Genomic DNA, 18,233 nt, shown 5'->3' on the forward strand with positions numbered 1-18,233 from the left:
AGAGTGGGTAACAACAAGGGACCGCAATGATTTTGACATTCCACGCCGTGCTATAACCGTCGCACGCTTGGAGACCCACAACAATATTCCGCGCATTAGCCCCGCTAATGCGCCCAGAACCTACCCATGAAACGCGGCTTCTACACCATCATGTCAGCGCAGTTCTTCAGCTCGCTGGCCGACAACGCCTTGTTTGTGGGTGCCGTTCAGTTACTGCGAAGCTCCGGCGCACCGGAATGGCAGCAAGCCGCACTGGTTCCCATGTTTGCCTTGTTTTACGTGGTGCTGGCGCCCTTTGTGGGCGCATTTGCAGACGCCATGCCCAAAGGCAAGGTCATGTTCATCAGCAACACCATCAAGGTGGTGGGTTGCCTGTTGATGCTGTTCGGCACGCATCCGCTCATGGCGTACGCCATTGTGGGGCTGGGGGCTGCCGCGTACTCGCCCGCTAAATACGGCATCCTGACCGAGCTGCTGCCGGCTTCCCAACTCGTCAAAGCCAACGGCTGGATTGAAGGCTTGACGATTGCCTCCATCATTCTGGGTGTGTTGCTGGGTGGCCAGTTGGTGAGCCCGATGATCTCCAGCGCGCTGCTGTCGTTTGATTTCCCGTTCATCACCACCAGCATTGATACCGCGCCGGAAGCCGCCATCGGCATCCTGATATTTGTGTACCTGGCCGCTGCATGGTTTAACACCCGCATTCCCGAGACCGGCGTGAGCATGCGGCCCATGCCCAAAAACCTCATGAGCCTGTTGCCTGACTTCTGGACTTGCAACACCAAGCTCTGGAACGACAAGCTGGGCCAAATTTCGTTGAGCACCACCACCTTGTTCTGGGGCGTGAGCGGCAATTTGCGTTACATCGTGCTGGCGTGGGCGGCGGCGGCTCTGGGCTACAGCGTCACCCAAGCCTCGGCCCTGGTGGGCGTGGTGGCCATCGGCACCGCGGTCGGTGCGGTGGCCGCGTCGCTGCGCATGCGGCTGGAACATGCCGTCAAACTGATGCCCTTGGGTATCGGCATGGGCCTGCTGGTCATTTTGCTGAATTTCATCGACAACGTGTGGGTGGCAGCACCTTTCCTGATTTTGCTGGGCGGGCTGGGCGGCTTCTTGGTAGTGCCGATGAATGCACTGCTCCAACACCGCGGTCACAACCTGATGGGCGCCGGCCGCTCGATTGCGGTGCAGAACTTCAATGAGCAGGCCTGTATTCTGGGCTTGGGCGGGATGTACGCGCTGTCCACCAGCATGGGGCTCTCTGCCTTCGGCGCCATCAGTGCCTTCGGTATTGTGGTGGCGGGCTTTATGTGGATCATCAAGCGCTGGCATGAGCGCAACGTCCGCGACCATGCCGACGAGGTCAACCACTTGCTGGACGTAGCCCGCAACGACAACCTGCACGGCTGAACCCTGCCTCTGGGCCTCCGGCAGCAGCCGCTAAGCTTTGTGCTTGAGCTCTGACGCCTCGGGCGCCGCGTATTCCACTTTGTCACGGCCGGTTTGTTTGGCCACATACAGCGCGCGGTCGGCCGCGGCATAAATGGCATCGGCCGTACCGCGCACTGTGGGTGCCAGCGTGCTGACCCCAAAGCTGGCAGTCACCTGGATAGGCTGGCCCTCAAAATCCACGTCCATGGCGCGTATCGCATCACGCAATTTGCTGGCGACTTGCATGGCACCTTCGCGCCCGGTGTCCGGCAACAACACGATGAACTCTTCGCCGCCCATGCGTGCCAATGTATCGGTGATGCGCAGCGAGTAGCTCAGGCACTGTGCAGTGGCTTTGAGCACCGCATCGCCCCCGGGGTGGCCATAGCGGTCGTTCACACTTTTAAAGAAGTCCAGATCCACCATGATGACGGCGGTATGGCACGGCACCCGCGTAGCGCGGAGCAGCTCCATTTGCGCCAGGCGCATGAACTCGCGGCGGTTGTAGAGGCCGGTGAGCGCGTCGTGATCGGCCAGAAAAGCCAGCTCCGCCTGCTGGGCCACGAGGGCTGCATTGCTTTTGCTGAGCTGGCGGCGCAGCACCACGGCTCTGGCGTATTGGTTCCAGTTCATGATCGACGCCATGAGCGCCAGCGCCGGGGTGATGAACGCCACGATGCGCAAACTCGGGAGCTGCGAGGGATTGATGAATGCGTTTTCCAGTAACACCGCAAACACCACGTAGCTCAGACCAAAAACCGGCACCGATATCGCAGGTCGCATCAGCGCCAGCACGCCGAACGTGACGCAGATCAGCAAAAAACTCGCCAGGCCGGCACCTGCGTTGTATTCCAGGTCCAACAGCGTGATGTAAGCCCCGTAACTCAGGTACGCCGCGGCAATGAAGATTTGCAGGGCAATCGCACCGGCCGTGGCCCGGGTATGGCGCTCCAGAAACATATGACCCGCCAGCACGGTGACGAGCACGCCCACACAGGCCAACCCTTGGGCGTAGGCCAGGTCGTGGGCCCACTGCGCCAGCTCGGGCCTGAATTCCGGAGGGGCGAAATGCGCAAAAAACCAGGCCAACGCCGCATGCAGAGGCACCAGAAAAAAGGCGAGGCGCCGGTAGCGCTTCAAGGACTCGATGGTGGCCTCGCCCTGCACCCGGTCATTCTCAAGCTTGCTCGCGATGAAGCGCGCACGACAGCGCTGATACCAAGGGGAGAAAAACAATCCTGAACTCCTCGTTTTCCAAATCTTCCCAGCAATGCCCGCTCAACACAAGCTTTTGCAAGGAATGCTATGGTGAAGCCCACTTTCTTGGGAGATGCGAATGAGCAGTGTGTATGACTTCGAGGCCTTGAACATCCAGGGCCAGCCGATCGGCTTGGGCGATTTCAAAGGCAAAGCGCTATTGATCGTCAACACCGCCAGTGCCTGCGGCTTCACACCGCAGTTCGCTGGGCTGGAAGCTTTGCACCAGGAGTACGGCAGCAAAGGGCTGGTGGTGCTGGGTTTCCCGTGCAACCAATTCGGCGCACAGGACAGGGGCAGCAATGACGAGATTTCCTCTTTTTGCCAACTCAACTACGGCGTGAGCTTCCCGATGATGGCCAAGATTGAGGTCAACGGCGGCGGCGCCCACCCGCTGTACCAGTGGCTGGCCGGAGAAGCACCGGGCCTGCTGGGCACCAAGGCCATCAAATGGAACTTCACCAAATTCTTGGTGGGCAAAGACGGCAAAGTGCTCAAGCGCTACGCGCCTACAGACACGCCTGCCAGCCTTTCCAAAGACATCGAGGCTGCACTGGCAGCATAAAGGCAAGGACACCCGGGCGCGGGGCCTGCTCAAGACTGCGTCAAGACCGGTTGGCAGGCGCCAGAGCAGCGTCCAAGACCTCGATCCAGTGGCGCACGGCGGTAGTGGTGCCGCTTTGCAAATGGGTGATACACCCGATGTTGGCGCTGATGATGACCTCGTTGACGGTCGGCGCCAGATGACCCAGCTTGCGGTCGCGCAGCTGGTAAGAGATCTCGGGGTTCAACACCGAATAGGTGCCGGCCGAGCCGCAGCACAGGTGCGACTCGTTGCTGGCAACCCGCACCGAAAACCCGAGTTCCGCCATCTGCGACTCCACCCCGCCTTTGAGTTTCTGGCCGTGCTGCAGGGTGCAGGGCGGGTGAAACACCAGCGCCGGGGTACTGGCATCCAGCCGGACCAGGGACTTGAGTCGCGGCAGGCACTCTGGTAACAGCTCGCTCAGGTCGCGCGTGAGGGCGCTGATGCGCGCCGCCTTGGCGGCATAGACAGGGTCATCGCGCAGGATATGGCCGTACTCTTTGACTGTGACGCCGCAGCCCGAAGCATTCATCACCAGCGCCTCTACGCCGTCCAGCACATAGGGCCACCAGGCGTCGATGTTGGCGCGCATCTGCGCCTTGCCGCCGTCCTGGTCGTTGAGGTGGAATTTGACTGCACCGCAGCACCCTGCAGCGGGTGCCAGCAAGGGCTGGATACCGGCCGCATCCAGCACCCGGGCCGTGGCGCTGTTGATATTGGGAGACATGCTGGGCTGCACGCAACCGGCCAGCATCAACACCTGGCGCGGGTGCTCCCGGTCGGGCCATTGGCCGGCATCCTGCGGCGCGGGCACTTTGTTTTTCAGGCTTTGGGGCAGCAGCGGGCGCACCAGTTGGCCCAGCTTCATGGCAGGGGCGAACAGGGGGAAGGCAGCCCCTCTTTCAGCGCCCAGCGCAGGGCCTTCTCGCCCGCGGGCCGGGGCACTTTGGCATCAACCAGCTTGCGCCCAATGTCGACCAGATGGCCGTAGTCCACCCCGCTGGGGCAGGTGCTTTCGCAGTTGCGGCAGGTCAGGCAACGGTCGAGGTGCATCTGGGTGGCGCGCGTGGGCTCTTGACCTTCCAGCACCTGCTTCATCAGGTAGATGCGGCCGCGCGGGCCATCAAGCTCATCGCCGAGCAGCTGGTAGGTCGGGCACGTTGCGGTGCAAAAACCGCAATGGACACATTTGCGCAGAATGGCCTCGGCGGCTTGGCCGTCCGGGGTGTTCTGGTATTCGGGGGCGAGTTGGGTCTGCATAAGGTGTGGTGAGTGGCGCCCGGCGTCAGAAGTCGGGGTAGAGCCTGCCGGCGTTGAAGATACCGGCCGGATCGAACGCGGCCTTGAGGCGTTTGAGCAAAGCGGCCTGCCCCGGAACATCAGAGCGAAATTGGCACTTGGCGCTGGTAAGGTCTGCGGCTCCAGCTACAAAAACCATAGCATTACCACCGACTGCGCGAGCCACGGTCTGCAATTGAGGTCCGGCTTGCAACGGCGCCCAGAGCCAACGCACACCGCCATGCCACTCGATCAGCTGCGCCCAGGGCAAGTCCAGCACTGGCGCGGTTTGCGCCACCGACAAGCGCCACAAGGCGTGACCGGTGGCCGCACCGTCGGTAAAGAAGGGCAGCGTCTGGTCGCGACAACGGTCCCAATCGGCGGCGGCTTGCGCCGGGTCCATGCGCTCGCCCGGTACCTCGCGCAACATGCGCTGGCCGGCCGCTTCCACGGCGGCCACCGCTCCGCGCAGTCGCACAAACAGCAAATCTTGTCCCGCCACACCCGCGCTCTCGTCGTGCACCCAGCAGCTGGCATTCAGGGGCAGCGGCTCGCCGGCCCAGCGGTGGAGTTGCTCGAGGGCGGCCGCTTGCCCTAGCGGGAACACCAGCGTGGCCTCGGCGGGGGCGAAGGGCAGCACCTTGAGCGAGACCTCGGTCATCAGGCCCAGGGTGCCCATAGCTCCTGCCATCAGGCGGGACACGTCGTAACCGGCCACGTTTTTCATGACCTGGCCGCCGAAGGTCAGGTACTCCCCGCGACCGTTGATGAGTTTCAAGCCCAGCACATAGTCGCGCACGCTGCCAACGCTGGCACGGGCGGGGCCTGCCAAACCACTGGCCACCAAACCACCCACGGTAGCGGTGCTCGCTGTGGCGCCGGCAACGCGGGTAGACCACTGGTAGTGCGGCGGCTCGAAAGGCAGACACTGGCCTCGCTCGGCCAGCAGGGCCTCGAGGGTGGAGAGCGGTGTTCCGGTGGCCACCGTGACCACCAGCTCGCTGGGCGCGTAATCGACCACGCCGCTCAGGCTGCGGGTGTCGAGCAGGCCTGCGGGCTGGAGGCAACCATAAAGTCTTTACTGCCTCCGCCGCGAATCTGCAGAGGCGTCTGGTCCGCTGCGGCGGCACGGATCTGGTCAACAAAGGGCTGGATGGCGGCGGGCAAGGGCAACATGGCGGCAATGGTAAGCGGCCCCCCTGCCCTGCGGCGTGAATTTTTTGAACAGCCAAACGCCGGAAATTTGAGTCCCTGCCGCCCCGGGCCAGGCCGCCCTCAGGCCCTTGGGTCTTGAGGCTCAGTCCGCGAAGGCCTGCACCGGCAGCCCCGCCACGTCCACACGCATGAAGAACACCGCGCCCGACAAAGGAAACTGCGCGAGCTCCGCGGCACTGCGTCCGTGCCGGGCCGTGGTGATGTAGAGGGTTTTGAGGTCCTCTCCGCCAAAACAGGGCATGGTCGGGCACTGGGCCGGCGTCTCCAAGCTGGCCAACAGGCGGCCGTCCGGTGCAAATTTGCAGATGCGGCGCCCTTCAAACATGGCCGCGTAGTAATTGCCCTCGACATCCACCGCAGCGCCATCCGGGCGGCCGGCATAGTGGGTGTTCTCGAAGGTCCAGCCGGCGGGCTTGGGCTCGTACTGGCGCCAGACGCGGTGGGCGCTCAGGGCGTTGGCTTGAAGGTCAAAGTCCCACGCGTGGGTCACATGGTTCGGTGTGTCCGACCAGTAGACGGTGCGCTGGTCAGGGCTCCAGGCCAAGCCGTTGGCGGTCAGCGCATCGCCCGCATGCTTTTGCACCACAGCAGCGCCGGAGCGGCAATCGATGGAGTACAGCTCCGCGGCCCGTCCGGCCTTGGGCTCGTCGATCGTGCCCACCCAGAAGCGGCCCAAGGCATCGCACTTGCCATCGTTGGCGCGAATGACTGCGGTGTCATACGGCAAGGTAGCAATACGCTCCAGCTCTCCGCCCCACGAGTGGGCGCGGAAAACGCCATCGCGCAGGGCGATCACCAGGCCGCCTTTGGCTGCGGGGGCAATGCAACCGGGTTCGCTGGGCATGTCCCAACGCTGCACGGTGCCCATGTAAATATTAGCCCGCAGAATGGCTTTGCCGGGAATATCCACCCAGTACAGCTGCTGCTCAGCGGGGTGCCAGAACGGGGACTCGCCCAGCTCGAAAAGGTCTTCACTCAATGCGTGCCAGCTCATACCTGCTCCTCCACGGTGACTTGCATACTGCAGCTCCAGCTCTCGCCCGGCTGTAGCACCCGCACGCCGAGACTGTCGGCGCTGGCGCCGGTCGTGGCCATCAAGTTCAGCGCATTGTTGACGTGGCTGACCGGCTCGACCGCGATGTTGTCGCGCTCGGGGGTGGTGAAGACCACCAGACGGCTGAGTGCCGAGCGAACGGTGATGTGCATCAGGGCATCGCGCAAGTGCAGCGCGCCGCCCCAGCCATCAAAACAATGGTCTACCGTCAGGGTGTCGGTCGATTGATCCAGCCCTGCATGGGGCGCGCGATGGGTCGGCAGTTTGTCCGCGGCCATTTCCCAGCGGCCGGTGGCGGCAAATTGCACCGTGGCACCGGCGCGCTTGACAAAGTAAGGGTGCCAACCCAGACCCACCGGCGCAGGGCTGGCGCCTTGGTTGGTCACGCTCAGGCCGAGATCCAGAGTGCCGTCGCCCAAGCGAAAGGTTTGCGAGCAATCAAAATCAAAGGGCCAGGCTGCATCGGCTCGGTGCTCCATGGAGAGTAAGGCCGAGTTCTCGGTGCTCTCGAGCACAGTCCAGGGGCGCTCCCATCCGATGCCGTGGATCGTGTGGGGCTCCGGATCGAAGTTCCGGATCAGGGGGTGGCTGGTTCCGTCCCACTGCAATTGCCCATGGCCGATGCGGTTGGAAAACGGCACCAAAGGAAAACTTGCGGACTGGCGCACGCTGGTCAACTCTGCGCCCGGTGTGGAGCGCATGACGGGCAGGTCGCGCCACCACAAACCGGCGATCGCACCGCCCAGTGCGGGGCAAAGATCGCAGCGCAATGCGCCATGGCGCAGGGTCAAAGGGGTACTCATGAGGAATCGATCCTTGGGTTGTTTGCAACTGCGCTGGATTGTGCACCTGCGCCCATCAAAAAACCCGGCTCACCTTGCGGTGGCCGGGTTTGGGGCGGGTTTCGAAACCCGTCTGAAACTGCGGCGCGCTGCGCCGCATTCAGAGTTTAGCGGTTGTAAGCGGTTTCGCCGTGGCTGGAGATGTCCAGACCTTCGCGCTCTTCTTCTTCAGAGACGCGCAGACCGATCACCAAGTCCACCAACTTGAAGGCGATGAAGGACACCACGCCCGACCACACGATGGTGATCAACACGCCTTCCGCCTGGATCCATACCTGGTTGGCGATGGAGTACTCAGCGCCCACAGCGTTGGCCACGTAGTCATACACGCCGGTGCCACCCAAGGAAGGCGCTGCAAACACGCCGGTCAACAAAGCGCCCACGATACCGCAGACACCGTGCACACCGAACACGTCGAGGGAGTCGTCTGCGCCCAAGAGACGCTTCAGGCCGTTCACACCCCACAGGCCAGCAAAGCCGCCGATCAAGCCGATAGCGATGGAGCCCATAGGACCCACGAAACCGCAAGCAGGAGTGATCGCCACCAAACCAGCCACTGCACCGGAGGCCGCACCCAACATGGAAGCCTTGCCGCGGGACAGAGCTTCACCGGTAATCCAGGCCAAAGTAGCGGCAGCCGTTGCCAACATGGTGTTGATGAAGGCCAATGCAGTCAGACCGTTGGCTTCCAGGTTGGAGCCGGCGTTGAAGCCGAACCAGCCGAACCACAGCATGGCAGCGCCCACCATGGTCAAAGTCAGGCTGTGAGGAGCCATGGGCTCTTTGCCGTAACCGATACGCTTGCCCACCACGTAGGCACCGACCAAACCAGCAACCGCTGCGTTGATGTGCACCACGGTGCCGCCAGCGAAGTCCAAGGCACCCTTGCCCCACAAGTAACCGGCAGCTGCCACGACTTTTTCCAGGGAGGCGGCGTCGGAGATGGCGTCAGGGCCGGCCCAGTACCAGACCATGTGTGCCATGGGCAGGTAGCTGAAGGTGAACCAGATCACGCAGAAAGCCAGTACCGCAGAGAACTTGATGCGCTCAGCGAAGGCACCCACGATCAGGGCGCAAGTGATGGCCGCGAAAGTGGCTTGGAAAGCAATGAAGGTCAACTCAGGAATCACCACGCCCTTGCTGAAGGTAGCGGCCACCGAGTCCACGGTGACGCCCTTCAGGAACAGCTTGTCGAAAGTACCGAAGAAGGCACCGTCACCGCCGAAGGCCAAGGTGTAGCCGTAAATGGCCCACAACACGTAGATCAGTGCAGTGACCACGAACACTTGCATCAGCACCGACAACATGTTCTTGCTGCGGACTAGGCCGCCGTAGAACAAAGCCAGACCGGGCAAGGTCATGAACAGGACCATGGCCGTCGAGATCGTCATCCAGGCGGTGTCGCCCTTGTTAGGAACCGGTGCAGGTGCAGCGGCTGGAGCCGCTTCAGCGGCAGCAGGTGCTGCAGCCGGTGCGGGCGCAGCGGCAGGCGCTGCAGCTTCAGGGGCAGAAGCGGTTGCGGCAGGCGCATCCGCCGCCGGTGCGGCGGTTTGGGCTAGCGCAAAAGAACCGGCTGTCATCAGGCTCAAGCCCAGAGCCAGCGTGGCGAGAAGTTTTTTCATGTCGTGCTCTCTTTCTATTTACAGCGCTTCTTTGCCGGTTTCACCGGTGCGGATGCGGACCACTTGTTCAAGGTCGTAGACAAAAATCTTGCCGTCGCCGATCTTGCCGGTGCGGGCGGCGCCCTCGACCGCTTCGATGACGCGCTCTACCAAAGCGTCGTCAATCGCCGCTTCAATCTTGACCTTGGGGAGGAAATCGACCACGTACTCTGCACCGCGGTACAGCTCTGTGTGGCCTTTTTGGCGGCCGAAGCCTTTGACTTCAGTCACGGTAATGCCTTGCACTCCCATGCCGGACAAGGCTTCGCGCACCTCATCGAGCTTGAACGGTTTAATGATGGCCGTCACGAGTTTCATGTGTTCACCTCAGCTTGATAGTTAATGACAGAGTCCGGGCCTGGTGGTTTGCCGCGCCAGGTTTTCGGGAGCTAAGAGGCATAAAGCAGAAGCCGTGCCAAGTTGCGTGCCGGTGGTGTTCTGCAAAAAAGCCCCACAGTTTCTGCAGATTCCGCTAACATCACTGTACAAAACAACAGTTTGCACGGCAATGGTGCACCACAGCGCAATGCACCGAGATATTGCGCACCTTTTTGGGAAATCAGGGAAATGAGCTTGTCTTTGGTGCAAAGTCGCGCGTTATTGGGGCTCGAAGCGGTTCAAGTAACCGTGGAGGTGCACTTGTCCAACGGGCTCCCGAGCTTCACCTTGGTCGGTTTGGCCGATGTAGAGGTCAAAGAAGCCCGTGAGCGGGTGCGCTGCGCCATTCAGAACAGTGGCCTCGAGTTCCCTAACAACAAACGCATCACCGTCAACTTGGCGCCGGCCGACCTGCCCAAAGACTCCGGCCGGCTGGATTTGCCGATCGCCCTGGGCATTCTGGCGGCCAGCGGACAGGTGGATGCCCAGGCACTGGCAGGCTTTGAGTTTGCGGGTGAATTGTCCTTGTCCGGAGAATTGCGCGCAGTGCGCGGTGCATTAGCCATGGCGTTGGCACTGCGGAAAACAGCCAGCCGCCCCCAGCTAGTGCTGCCACCCGGCAATGCCGAAGAGGCCGCCTTGGTGCCCGACTCCCGGGTGATCAGGGCCCGTCGCCTGCTGGATGTGGTGCACCACTTTGCGCCGGGCGGTCAGGCCAAGGATGCGGAAGGCATCCCCCTGGAGCAAGACCCGGACGGTTGGGTCCGGGTGGAGCCCGCCCCCTTGCAAGCCCCCGCACTCGGGCTGGACATGGCCGATGTCAAAGGCCAAGTAGCTGCCAAGCGCGCCCTCGAAATTGCAGCCGCAGGCGGACACAGCTTGTTATTGGTTGGCCCGCCGGGCTCTGGCAAATCTATGCTGGCCCAGCGTTTTGCAGCCTTGCTGCCGGACCTGAACACCGACGAAGCGCTGGAGAGCGCCGCCATCGGCAGCCTGTGCGGGCGCTTTGACTTGCAGCGCTGGGGACTGCGCCCCACCTGCAGCCCCCACCACTCCGCGAGCGCTGTCGCTTTGGTGGGCGGTGGCTCGCCACCCCGGCCCGGAGAAATTTCATTAGCGCACCATGGGGTGTTGTTTTTAGACGAGCTGCCCGAGTTTCCGCGCCAGGCGCTTGAAGCCCTCCGCGAGCCGCTGGAAACCGGCAGCATCACTATCGCCCGGGCGGCCCGGCGGGCTGAGTTTCCTGCGCGCTTCCAGCTGATTGCAGCCATGAACCCCTGCCCCTGCGGTTACCTCGGGGCGGCGGCACGCCCTTGCCGGTGCACGCCGGACCAAGTGAGCCGCTACCAGGGCAAACTGAGCGGACCATTGATGGACCGGATTGATCTGCACGTCGAGGTGCCAGCACTTGCAGCCGAAGAGCTGCTGCACAGCCCCCCCGGCGAGCGCAGTACCAACATCCGCGAACGCAGCCACCAAGCGCGGGAGCGGGCACTTCAGCGCCAGGGCTGTAGCAACCAGGCGCTGGCCGGCCAAGCGATCGACCAGCATATTGCGCTGGAGCCTGCCGCCCTTAAATTCTTGCAGACAGCGGCTGCGCAGCTCGGCTGGTCTGCGCGCAGCACCCACCGCACCCTGAAAATCGCCCGCACTATCGCCGACCTGGCTGGCAGCGCAGACACGCAACTCCACCATGTAGCGGAAGCCATGCAATACCGGCGCGTATTGCGCGGTGCTAACTGAGAAGGTAGCGCAGTTTGCTATTATTTATATAGCGACTAGCGCAGATAGCCAGAGCGCCACAGGCATTTTTGGCACTCAAGGCCTCTCGGGAAGCGTCACCCCCTGCTGCCGCAGGTAAGCCCAGACCTCTTTGCTGACGGGGCCCAGACTGCGCGCCCGCTCCGCAGATTCCGCCGCAGCGACAAGTTGCCCCAAGGCCGACAAAGACACCGCAGTGCCCAGCAGCCAGCGTTGCTCCGCCGGGCGGGATTGAAGCGCCACGCCGTAAAACTGCACCGCATCCTGATGCCGGCCCAGACGTTGCGCCGCGTTCGCACGCACCGCCCACAACTCCGGCTGCCCGGCCAAGAGCGGCTCTACCTGCGTCATCAACTCCAGCACGGCGGCTGAGCGGCCTTGTGCCAGCTCCATCCGGGCCAGTTCGCGCACCAGCATCAGCTGGGTGGCGGCCGGAGTGGACGGCTGGGCCCGCTCGGCACCAGCCAGAGAGTCTTGCAGCAACTGGATCGCTGCATCCGCAGAGCCGCTGTTGTACAGCGATTGCGCCTGGGCGAGCACGTCGCGCACTGCCGTTTGCTGGCGCTGTGCTGCAACCGCCCCGTCCGCCGCCGGCTGCGCCGGTTTGGCTGATGGGGGTGCAGTAGGCATCGCGGCCGGCTGGGCAGCGGGTGCTAGCGCGGCCGTAGGCATAGGGGGCGGTGTCACGGCAACAGCCGGTGGGGCAGCCGCTGCTGGCACCGCGGTTGCTGCGGTGATCGTCGCGGGCGCAGGTACTGCAGGGGCTTGCTTGCTACCGGGCGCTGGAGCCTCCGCGGTCAACGCAGGCTTTTCCGTGAGCTCGGTTGCAAGCCTCAAGCCCGACCAGGACGCGGCAGAAGCAGCCGCCACCGGGCTCTCGGCGGGCAGCACGGCCCGGGGTTCTGAAGCCGGTGATGCGGGGGACGCCGCAAACCACCACCAAGCAGCGCCTGCCAAAACTGCCGCCACTGCAGCCCCGCCGGCCAGCGGCAAGATGCGCGGGGAGCTGCGATGCACGGCGTGACCGCGTATCGCCACGCGCGCGCTGGTACCGGCACCGAGCCCGGGCTCCAGCGGGCTGGCGCTGCGCTTGTCAAGGTCGCGCAGCATTTGATTGATCACACTCATTCCAACACCTCCCCAGCGGTGCGGGTGGGGCCGGACCGCCGCTTCCACCAATTCCACGGGTTCCACCAAGGGCCCCCACTGGTGGGAAATGGACGCAGGCCCGGCGTATCGCGGACGGCCAGCTTGACGTGCGTCGCAGAGACGCGGTGCACCCCTTGCCCGTAGGCCAATATCAGGCACTTGTGCGCAAGGATATTGATCAAACGCGGCACACCCGCCGTGGCCACGGCCAAACGCTCGATAGCCTCCGGGGTGAACACCTCGAGATCGGTGTGCTCAGTGGCAGCCGCCCGCGCCAGGCGGTGGCGCAGATAGTCGCCCACACTTGCGCCAGCCATGGGGCCCAAGTATTCGCTAAAGGTAATGCGCTGCAGCAGTTGCCGGATCTCGGGACGCGCCAGTTTGGTGTCCAAATCGGGCTGGCCGAGCAAGACTAGCTGAATCAATTTGCGCTTTTCGGTTTCGAGATTGGAAACCAGGCGCAGGCTCTCGAGGCTGCGCACCGGAATCGCCTGCGCCTCGTCAATACACACCACCACACGCCGCCCGGCAGCGGCATGGTTCAACAAGCAGTTGCCGATGAGGGTCATGACAGTGTGACGGTTGGTCGGGAGTTGGATATCCAGCCCCAACTCGGCCGCCAACGCGCACAGCAAATCGTCGGGCCCCATATCCGGGTTGGGAATGTAGGCGGTCACGCACTCGCTATGCAGCGTCTTGAGGAGTTGCCGGCACAACACTGTTTTGCCGCAACCCAGCTCGCCTACAACTTTCAAAAAACCCTCGCCGCTACGCAAGGCGACCAAGAGGGTGTTCAGGGTCGCTTGCGCACCGTCATGGGCAAAGTAAAAGTCGGTGTCCGGCGTGATGGAAAACGGGGCCTCACGCAGGGCAAAGTGCCCCAGATACATTACTTGGCCGAACCATCAATCTGGATGACCCGGGCGCGGGCGGCATCCATGTCATCAATCGCGGCGCGGGCGCGCCGGTTCTGCGCATCCCAGTCCGCCGCACTGCGGATGATGGTGGGCTTGATCAGCACAATCACCTCTTTCTTGCGGCCCTGGTTGGCGCGGTTCCCGAACAAGGCCCCCAATCCCGGCATGCTGGTGGTGCCCGGTATGCCCGATGCATTGCGGCTCGATTCGAGCTGCATCAAACCACCAATCGCCACAATGGCGCCGTCCTGAATGCGCACCAGGGTGTCTGTTTCATTCACCGCACTGGAGGCCAGTGGCAACTTGAAGTTACCGGCACTGCCCAGGTCGATTTGTTTGGACTTTTCAGTCACCGTGGTCAGTGCGGGGTGCACATGCAAGGTCACGTTGACGCCGTCGTCGATTTGAGGCGTCACATCCAGCGAGATTCCGGAGAAGAACGGCGTCAAGGTCACCGTCGGCAGCGTGCTAGTGGTGGCGCTGTTGCTGTTAGAGCTGGTGGAGTTGGTTCCGCCTGACACATTGGTCACGAAGAACTCATCGGTGCCCACCTTGAGTACCGCTTTTTGGTTATTGAGGGTGGCAATACGGGGGCTAGAGAGCGTCTGCACATCGCCTTGGGTTTCCAGAAAACCCAGCACCGCGCCGAACTGGGTGGTTGCAAGCGCCAAACCGAACAAACCGCCGCCGGTCGCCACGGACGGGAAGGACACTGCGCCGTTGATCGTGGTGCTGCCTTGCACAAAGGCGTTGGTGCTCGTCACCCCACTCCCGATCACGCCGGCAGCGACCTGGGTGGAGCCATTGGTATTGAAAGCCCCCCAGTTCACACCGCTCTGGTAGCCATCGCGCAACTCGACCTCTACCACTTTGGCTTCCAGCATGACTTGCCGCTCCACCGAGGCTTGCGCTGCCTTGAGGAATTTTTCCACCTGCCGCAATTCTTCAGGCATGCCGCGCACCGCCATGATGCCGGCCTGCGGGCTGGCGACCACACTGCGGCCTTCGCCGCTGCCCAGCAGGCTGCGCACGGCACCGGAGAGCTCGCCCCAAAAGTCGGACTTGGAGGTGGTCGATACCCGGCTGTTTTCCGGTTGGGCACCGGTTCCGCCGTTACCAGTTGCACCGGCGGCTGTGTTTGTCCCGCCAGACGATGACTGCGGCAAACCCGCCCCGGACGAGACCCGCAACTCGCTGCTGCCTTGGCGCTGCGAGGTCGGGTAGTTCAAAGTAAACACACGGGTCTGGAGGGTCGGAGCGTACACCGTGATACGGCGCCCTTCTATTTTGAAGTCGTAGCCATACACATCGCGGATCGCCTCCAAAGCCTCGGTCACGGTCACGCCGCGCAAGGTCACAGACAAGGTCCCTGCCACGTCAGGGTGCATCAGCATGCTGTAACGGGTGTCTGCCACGATCGCCAGGAACACCTCACGCGCCTGGGCATTGTTAACCAGCAAATCCAGACGCGGCTCGGGCGGCGGGGCCACCACGGGGGGTGCGGGCTCTGCCAGGGCTTCGCTCACTTTGGCGGGAACCACCGTTTGCGCCCGCGGTGCGGCTTCGGGTATTTCGGCCAGGATGGCAGCACTCACATCGGGCGTACGCAAGGGCCGGTCCATGCTGCCACAAGCGCCCAGAAGCGCCGCGCTCACCGTGGCACACAGAACCGAAACAGAGCGCGGAATAAAAGCGGTGGAGGATATAGCAATGGGGTTCATAGGTCGGGACTTCACGGTTGTGTGCCGGTGCATGGCGCAACAGGGGTCACGGCTTGGGCGGACTTCGGGCGGGCAGTTTTTGGTGCCGACTTGCGGGGCGATTCAGGGTCTGAAAGAGGGGCGGCACGCTCACAGGCGCCAGCCGCCTTGGCCACAGACCGCTGGATTCCGGCAAAGCGGGGCAACTTGCGGATCTTGCGGCCGTCGCGCAACCAGATTTCAGTCTCGGTGATGCGTTCCAGCGTAGCCGCACCGACCTTTTTACCGACGCCGACCAGGCGGGTGCCTACCACGAGATACGGAACCCCGTTCTGCACCATCACGCTCATATTGGGCAACGGCTCCTCTGTAGGATCCATGACAGCCCCCGGGGGCAAGGCAACGCCCGCTGCAGCAGGAGGCGCAGTCGGATCGCGCTCGGCGGCCCCAGCACTCCCCAGCCAACTTGCCAGCAAAAGGCTACCCACCCATAGACGACTTGTCATCATGGCTGCGCCTCCAAGACATAGACACGCAGGGTGAGCTCCGGCCCTTGGGGACCAACCAGCAACTGGAAGCCGCTCCAACGCAGGCGGGGCAAAGCTTGCTCGAGGCTTTTCACATACCGCGTCAATTCGCTGTAGGAGCCGGTCACTTTGAGCTCCAGGCCCCGGCGGGTAACGCCCGGGATTGTTTCAGACGCCGGGGTCGCGCCATCCGCCGATACCGTGCCGGAAGACACCAGGCGCAAGCCCGGGCTGCGCTTCAAGAACTGGGCAAGCACCGGCTCTATCGACGGCTCTCCGCTGGCACCGGAGGGTGCGAGCGCTTGGATATCGCGCTGCAGGGCATCCAGGGTCGCTTGCGACTGGGCAAGCTCAGCGCGGACATCCGCATTCAAATCGGTGGGCTTGGACACCAGCGCCAGCTCGGCCCGCAAACGGTTGACCTCGGAAGACTGCGTCACGAACTGCTGCTGCACTTGCTTCATGGCCTTCTGAGCCGGCGTGAGCCAAATTAAATCAGCCAATGCGAGCGCTACCACCAAAAGGGAAATGAACAAAAACAAACGCTCGCGCAGGCTCAGCGCATTGATGCGGGCTGACTGTGCAATCCACCAGGCTTTCATGGTTGGACTCCCGGCGCTTCGGGCTGCGCTTGGGCGCTCACCAGGTTGAAGGACCACGCCTCTCGCCCCCGGGCACCCGAGGCGCCTGCGGATGCAGCCAGCGCAGCGCCGCCCACTGACGGCGCCAGCGCCGTGCTCTGGATTTTCACGGTGCTGAGGCGCAAACCGTCCATCAGGGGGCTCTGGGCCAAACGCCCGACCCAATCGTTCAAAGAAGACGGCTCCAAGGTGAAGCCGGTCACCTCCATGCTGCCCGCATCGGCGCGCACCGCTGTGATCCAGACTGAATCGGGGATGCTGCGTGCCACCAAGGCCAACCGGTCAGAGTGGCCGAATCCGGGCTTGAATTGCCCTTGCTGCAATGCCAGCAAGGCTTGATTTTTGAGTTGAATCTCGGCTTTTTTAGCTTGTGCTTCTTGGATCAACGCTGGGGAGGGTGGCTCCGCACGGGCTTTGCTCTGGGCGATAGCGGCTTGCAGGCTTTGCATCTCCGAGGCCTGCGTCTGCAAAGCCGAAGCAAAGCCGCGCTGGGCATTCTGCAAGTTCCACACCCAGGTGGCGCACAGTGCGGCACCCAGGACCACGAACACGCCAAGGGCCAACGCCATGGTGTTCGCCTCGAACTGCTGACGGGGCTTGATCAGCGAAACGGAGCACAGGTTGATTTGTTGGGGCATGGTGTCCGGTCCTGGTGCAGTCTAGGCGTCACCGCGCAACAAAATGCCAAGCAAAGGCAAGCACAAAGGCCGGTCCGGCTCTGCCACCGTGTCCCAGCCCGCAAAGCTGCTGGCGATTTCGAGTGCACTCACGTTTTGACCGGTATCGCGGCTCAGCCACTCTGCCAACTCCGCACTGCGCTCCCCCGCAAACACCTGAAAACCCGCCAAGGGCCATTGCGTCCAGGTGCGCTCCCACAGGTCTATCGAGCGCTGCACTTCCACCAACAAACGCTGCGCACGGTCGATATCGCCCTGTTCTGCCGGGGCGGAATCTGCGCCTGTGGTCGAAAAGTTCGGGCTGTAAGATCCGCCGCCCGCATAGTCAGGCACGTATTCCTCTACCGGGGTGTAGGTATCCACCGCTACAGGCTCTGGCGCCGCAGCGGCGGTCCAGGTCATCCCCATGAAGCCTTCAGGCAGGTCCAAGCGGCGGCTGTAGAACAGTTCGCCGGCTGCGCTGATGGTCAACAACGCCTGCCTGCCGCCCGACAACAAAAGCGCACCGGTAGCTCGCGCGGGCTCCAGCAAGGTTTGCAAGTTGCGCTGCGCCATGTCCTGGACATCGATCACCCGAACATCCCAGTGCATGGCCTCGCCAAGACCCATGACATCGCGCACAAAACTGTTATTCGCCGCCACCACAAACATTTGCGATGCAGCCCGGCCCTCACCATCGCCGACCCGGAGCACATCCATTGTCAGGTCATCCAAATGCGCATCCACCATTTCCTTGACCTGGTAGCGGGCAGCAGAGCGCAACTCTTCAGGGGGCACCGACGGGGCTTCGATTTGCAGCACTTGGTACTGCTCGGGTCTCAGCATTACATCAGTGACATAGCCCTTGAGACCGAGTTGCACCAAACGCCGGGAAAATTCTTCCAGGGTATCTGTACCTTGCGGCTCCACACCGGAGCGGATGATGGTGAAATCCTTGCCAGCACCCGCCGCTAGCACGTATGCCAAGGTCTTACCCGACCAAGAAACCACCAAACGCTCTCCACTGGAGGCGCGACGCCAAGGCCAGCGCATGGTTAGCCGCCTCCGGAGAGGTAGATACTGAAAATTGTGTGCGTGGCTTCAATCATGAATCTGTTGAAAGTCGGATCCGCTTGCTCTCATTTTAATAGCTTGTCGCGCAATCATGACATCGATTTGG

At 62.7% G+C, this 18,233-nt stretch carries 15 protein-coding genes and 2 pseudogenes; 3 read left to right on the top strand and 14 right to left on the bottom strand.

Annotated elements, in window-relative coordinates:
- The first annotated feature begins 126 nt into the window (after positions 1–126).
- The gene (gene lplT, locus RAE21_RS15405; RefSeq protein ID WP_313882109.1) at positions 127–1,410 is read left to right on the top strand and encodes a lysophospholipid transporter LplT; all 1,284 of its coding nucleotides are present in this window, start codon (positions 127–129) and stop codon (positions 1,408–1,410) included.
- A 30-nt stretch (positions 1,411–1,440) separates the two neighbouring features.
- Here the strand turns inward: lplT and RAE21_RS15410 are convergent, their stop codons facing one another.
- Positions 1,441–2,667 carry a GGDEF domain-containing protein gene (locus tag RAE21_RS15410; RefSeq protein ID WP_313882110.1) on the bottom strand — a complete coding sequence of 409 codons (1,227 nt, stop codon included), beginning with the start codon at positions 2,665–2,667 and terminating at the stop codon, positions 1,441–1,443.
- Positions 2,668–2,767: 100 nt separating this feature from the next.
- Here RAE21_RS15410 and RAE21_RS15415 point away from each other — a divergent pair, with 100 nt between their 5' ends.
- Positions 2,768–3,253: a glutathione peroxidase gene (locus RAE21_RS15415; RefSeq protein ID WP_313882111.1), complete on the top strand. Its 486-nt coding sequence runs from the start codon at positions 2,768–2,770 to the stop codon at positions 3,251–3,253.
- A 40-nt stretch (positions 3,254–3,293) separates the two neighbouring features.
- On the opposite strand, the pseudogene glcF reads toward RAE21_RS15415, so the two are convergent.
- The 6 genes and pseudogenes from glcF to glnK all read right to left on the bottom strand — a co-directional run bounded on the left by glcF (position 3,294) and on the right by glnK (position 9,642).
- Positions 3,294–4,534: pseudogene (gene glcF, locus RAE21_RS15420) on the bottom strand (glycolate oxidase subunit GlcF).
- Between the two features lie 25 nt (positions 4,535–4,559).
- Positions 4,560–5,728: pseudogene (gene glcE, locus RAE21_RS15425) on the bottom strand (glycolate oxidase subunit GlcE).
- A gap of 121 nt (positions 5,729–5,849) precedes the next feature.
- Positions 5,850–6,761: an SMP-30/gluconolactonase/LRE family protein gene (locus RAE21_RS15430; protein ID WP_313882112.1), complete on the bottom strand. Its 912-nt coding sequence runs from the start codon at positions 6,759–6,761 to the stop codon at positions 5,850–5,852.
- Positions 6,758–7,624: an aldose 1-epimerase gene (locus tag RAE21_RS15435; RefSeq protein WP_313882113.1), complete on the bottom strand. Its 867-nt coding sequence runs from the start codon at positions 7,622–7,624 to the stop codon at positions 6,758–6,760. Before RAE21_RS15435 ends, RAE21_RS15430 begins: the two co-directional genes overlap by 4 nt.
- Positions 7,625–7,770: 146 nt before the next feature.
- A complete protein-coding gene (locus RAE21_RS15440) occupies positions 7,771–9,285 on the bottom strand; it encodes an ammonium transporter (RefSeq protein WP_313882114.1) in 1,515 nt (504 codons plus the stop codon).
- Positions 9,286–9,303: 18 nt separating this feature from the next.
- Complete coding sequence (glnK, locus tag RAE21_RS15445; protein ID WP_087495551.1) at positions 9,304–9,642, bottom strand: P-II family nitrogen regulator; 339 nt, start codon at positions 9,640–9,642, stop codon at positions 9,304–9,306.
- 249 nt (positions 9,643–9,891) lie between these two features.
- On the opposite strand from glnK, the gene RAE21_RS15450 reads away from it, so the two are divergent.
- Complete coding sequence (locus tag RAE21_RS15450; protein ID WP_313882115.1) at positions 9,892–11,445, top strand: YifB family Mg chelatase-like AAA ATPase; 1,554 nt, start codon at positions 9,892–9,894, stop codon at positions 11,443–11,445.
- A gap of 75 nt (positions 11,446–11,520) precedes the next feature.
- Here the strand turns inward: RAE21_RS15450 and RAE21_RS15455 are convergent, their stop codons facing one another.
- From RAE21_RS15455 to RAE21_RS15485, 7 genes are read right to left on the bottom strand one after another with little or no spacing between them, the layout of a single operon-like run.
- Entirely contained in the window at positions 11,521–12,591 is a 1,071-nt protein-coding gene (locus RAE21_RS15455) for a tetratricopeptide repeat protein (protein WP_313882116.1), read from the bottom strand.
- Positions 12,588–13,502, bottom strand: a complete 915-nt coding sequence (locus RAE21_RS15460) for an ExeA family protein (protein WP_313882117.1) — start codon at positions 13,500–13,502, stop codon at positions 12,588–12,590. The genes RAE21_RS15455 and RAE21_RS15460 overlap by 4 nt, the downstream gene beginning before the upstream one ends.
- Entirely contained in the window at positions 13,502–15,250 is a 1,749-nt protein-coding gene (locus RAE21_RS15465; protein ID WP_313882118.1) for a secretin N-terminal domain-containing protein, read from the bottom strand. Before RAE21_RS15465 ends, RAE21_RS15460 begins: the two co-directional genes overlap by 1 nt.
- Positions 15,251–15,261: 11 nt before the next feature.
- Positions 15,262–15,738, bottom strand: a complete 477-nt coding sequence (locus RAE21_RS15470) for a hypothetical protein (protein WP_313882119.1) — start codon at positions 15,736–15,738, stop codon at positions 15,262–15,264.
- Positions 15,735–16,358: a hypothetical protein gene (locus RAE21_RS15475; RefSeq protein ID WP_313882120.1), complete on the bottom strand. Its 624-nt coding sequence runs from the start codon at positions 16,356–16,358 to the stop codon at positions 15,735–15,737. Before RAE21_RS15475 ends, RAE21_RS15470 begins: the two co-directional genes overlap by 4 nt.
- Positions 16,355–17,035, bottom strand: a complete 681-nt coding sequence (locus tag RAE21_RS15480; protein WP_313882121.1) for a PilN domain-containing protein — start codon at positions 17,033–17,035, stop codon at positions 16,355–16,357. The genes RAE21_RS15475 and RAE21_RS15480 overlap by 4 nt, the downstream gene beginning before the upstream one ends.
- Before the next feature lie 21 nt (positions 17,036–17,056).
- Positions 17,057–18,106: a hypothetical protein gene (locus tag RAE21_RS15485; RefSeq protein WP_313882122.1), complete on the bottom strand. Its 1,050-nt coding sequence runs from the start codon at positions 18,104–18,106 to the stop codon at positions 17,057–17,059.
- Positions 18,107–18,233 lie beyond the last annotated feature (127 nt).

It is taken from the genome of Rhodoferax potami (genome assembly GCF_032193765.1).
Taxonomy (GTDB): domain Bacteria; phylum Pseudomonadota; class Gammaproteobacteria; order Burkholderiales; family Burkholderiaceae_C; genus Allorhodoferax; species Allorhodoferax potami.